Genomic DNA, 2,902 nt, shown 5'->3' on the forward strand with positions numbered 1-2,902 from the left:
CAGCAGCGGCTCACCATCGCCCGGGCGCTGTCTCAGGATCCGGATCTGCTCCTGTTGGACGAGTTCTCCATCGCCGTCGATCCGGTGACCACCATGAAGATCGAGGACGTGCTCAAGGAGCTCAAGGAAGAGCTCACCATCGTGTTGGTGACCAACCTGGTGCAGCAGGCCCGCCGGCTGGCGGACCGCACCGCCTTCTTCCTCAGCGGCGAGCTGGTGGAGGTGGGTGTGACGGAGGATCTATTCACCGGACCGGTGACGGATCCTCGGACCCGAGCCTATGTGGAGGGACAGTTTGGCTGATTCGACCCCGAGCCGCCAGGTTCCCACGGAGAAGGACCCGACGACGAAGGCCCCGGCGGGGCCGGACCAGAAGGAGCAGGCCCCCGCCATCCGAACCCGGGAGCTGAATCTCTGGTACGGCACCTTCCAGGCTCTCTTCGATGTCGACCTGGAGGTCCGCCACGGGCTGATCACCGCCATGATCGGTCCCTCCGGCTGTGGCAAATCGACCTTCCTGCGCAGCGTCAACCGCATCAACGAGCGTCTGGGCTACGTGCGCACCACCGGCACCGTGGAGGTGCTGGGCCACGACGTCTACGCTCCGACAGTGGAGCTGGTGCAGTTGCGCAAGGAAGTGGGAATGGTCTTCCAGCGGCCCAACCCCCTGCCGCTGTCGATCCGCGACAACGTGCTCTTCGGCCATCGGCTGCATCAGCCCGGCGCCAGCCGCAGGGACGAGGACGCCATCGTCGAGGCCGCTCTGCGCCAGGTGCTGCTGTGGGACACGGTGAAAGACCGGCTGCATTGGGAGGCTCGGGATCTGTCTCTGGAGGAGCAGCAGAAGCTGTGCATCGCCCGTCTGCTGCCGGTGAAGCCGTCGGTGTTGTTGATGGACGAGCCGTGCTCCGCCCTCGATCCCCAAGGCACCGAGGCGGTGGAGGAGCTGCTGTGGGAGCTGCGGGGCCGCTACACCATCCTCATCGTCACCCACAATATGGCCCAGGCGCGCCGAGCCAGCGATGAGTGTGTCTTCATGCTCCACGGCAAGGTGATGGAGCACACCGCCACGGAGGAGATGTTCGTCACCCCTCAGCGGCCGGAGACGGCGGACTACATCGAGGGCCGCTATGGCTGATGCGGGGCGCAGGCAGTGTCCTTCCCTCGTATAGATCGGTAGCGCCCGCGCTGGTAGGCTTGGGGTAGTGAAATACCCCTTTTGATTGCCGGCCCCGTCCAAGCTCAGGGGCCGCAGGAGCGGAGTCATGCGCCTGATCTCTTCCATCGCTTACTTCCTTCTCTCCAACGACGGCCTCCGGAGATCCGCGGTGCCGCTGGCGATCCTGGTCGCCGGCCTCACCCTGATGGTTCCGGCCCAAGTCCAGATCCAGGCCCAGCCGGCGGTGCCCCATCCCCGGGGGGCGAGCCTGGACAGCCCCGAGCGCATCGCCCGCGGCGAGCGCAGCTACCGCATCTACTGCGCCAGTTGCCACGGCCCCCTGGCCCAGGGCCATGGCCCTATGGAGGAGGCGCTGAAGATTCCGCCCGGAGATCTCACGGATCTGGCTCGCCGCCACGGCGGCCGCTTCCCGTCGGGGCAGGTCTACCTGCAGATCGAGGGAACCGACGAGATCCTCGGCCACGGCAGCCGCGAGATGCCGGTGTGGGGTAGTACCTTCCAGCTCGAACGCCCGGGGGCGGAGAGCCGCGGGGAGGTAGAGGGGAAGATCTGGGATCTGGTGGCCTATCTGGCCTCTGTCCAGGACACCCAGCCTAGTCCCACGCTGCGTCGTCCTGCCGGAGATGGACCCGGGGGCGAGGAGCCCGGAAACCGTTGAGCCAGACTACCGGAAGCGCCGTCGGGGAAACCGCCGCCGGTCCGAATTCCTCCATCCGGATACGGGAGGCCGGGGACGAGGACGCCCAGGCGGTGTGCGAGATCTTTCGCGCCGTCTACGGCGGCGATTACACCTACCCTCATTTCTTCGACGTCCACCAGATGAAGAAGATCATCTTCGGCGAAGACACGCTGGTGTTGGTGGCCGAGGACACCGCGGCGGGACGGATTCTCGGTACCGCCGCCGTGATCCTGGAGGTGGGGGCCTATTCGGACCTGGTGGGGGAGTTCGGCCGCCTGGTGGTGCACCCCGACGCCCGCGGCCGGGGTCTGGGCAAGCTGCTGATGGAGGAGCGTCTGCGGCGGGTGCGGGATCGGCTCCAGGTGGGATTGGTGGAGGCGCGGGTGGCCCACCCGTTCGCTCAGAAGATCAGCCGCCGCTATGGCTTTGCTCCGGTGGGCTTCCTGGCCTCCAAGCATCGCTTCGGCGACTACCGCGACAGCGTGGCCCTGCTGGTGCAGTACTTTGGCCACGCCCTGCGCCTGCGTCGGAATCATCCACGAGTGATTCCCGAAGTCTATCCCATGGCCATGGCGGCGTTCCGCAATGTCAGCATGGAACCGGACGCCATCGTGGTGGAACGGGAGCCCTCCTATCCCGGCGGCGAGGACTACGAAATCCAAGAGCTCACCGACGAAGGCTATTCCTCGCTGCTGCGCATCGAGCGTGGCCGGCGGCAGGATCGGGAGGTCTTCGGTCCCCTGCGGCTGCACTATGGCTTCTTCAAGCTCCAGGCTCACCGCTCCTCCTACATCATCGCCCGCAAGGGCAGCCACATCGCCGGCGCCTTGGGCTACACCTACGACGAGTACGAGGGCAACATCCGGGTCTTCGAGCTGATCATTCTGGAGGAGCATTCCATCCCCTTCCTGCTCGAGAATCTGGAGCGGGAATGTGCCGACCTGCCCAATGTCCGGGCGCTGGAGATCGATGTCAGCGCCTATGCACCGCGGATGCAGCGCACGTTGGTGGAGCGGGGGTTCGTACCGGTGGCCTATATCCCC

At 66.1% G+C, this 2,902-nt stretch carries 4 protein-coding genes; all 4 read left to right on the top strand.

From position 1 onward, the window contains the following. Positions 1 to 303: phosphate ABC transporter ATP-binding protein (locus tag SX243_25700; protein MDY7096385.1), on the top strand; the 303-nt coding region annotated here is incomplete at its 5' end. After that, a complete protein-coding gene (locus SX243_25705) occupies positions 296 to 1,138 on the top strand; it encodes a phosphate ABC transporter ATP-binding protein (GenBank protein ID MDY7096386.1) in 843 nt (280 codons plus the stop codon). The genes SX243_25700 and SX243_25705, both read left to right, overlap by 8 nt. Before the next feature lie 127 nt (positions 1,139 to 1,265). Continuing rightward, positions 1,266 to 1,838: a cytochrome c gene (locus SX243_25710; GenBank protein MDY7096387.1), complete on the top strand. Its 573-nt coding sequence runs from the start codon at positions 1,266 to 1,268 to the stop codon at positions 1,836 to 1,838. After that, a partial coding sequence (locus tag SX243_25715) for a GNAT family N-acetyltransferase (protein MDY7096388.1) occupies positions 1,835 to 2,902 on the top strand: 1,068 nt, incomplete at its 3' end. The genes SX243_25710 and SX243_25715, both read left to right, overlap by 4 nt.

Source organism: Acidobacteriota bacterium, from assembly GCA_034211275.1.
Taxonomy (GTDB): Bacteria; Acidobacteriota; Thermoanaerobaculia; order Multivoradales; family JAHZIX01; genus JAGQSE01.

What these genes read in the sequence shown, in the direction of transcription:
- SX243_25710 (MDY7096387.1), top strand. Translation starts at nt 1,266, where the DNA reads ATGCGCCTGATCTCTTCCATCGCTTACTTCCTTCTCTCCAACGACGGC.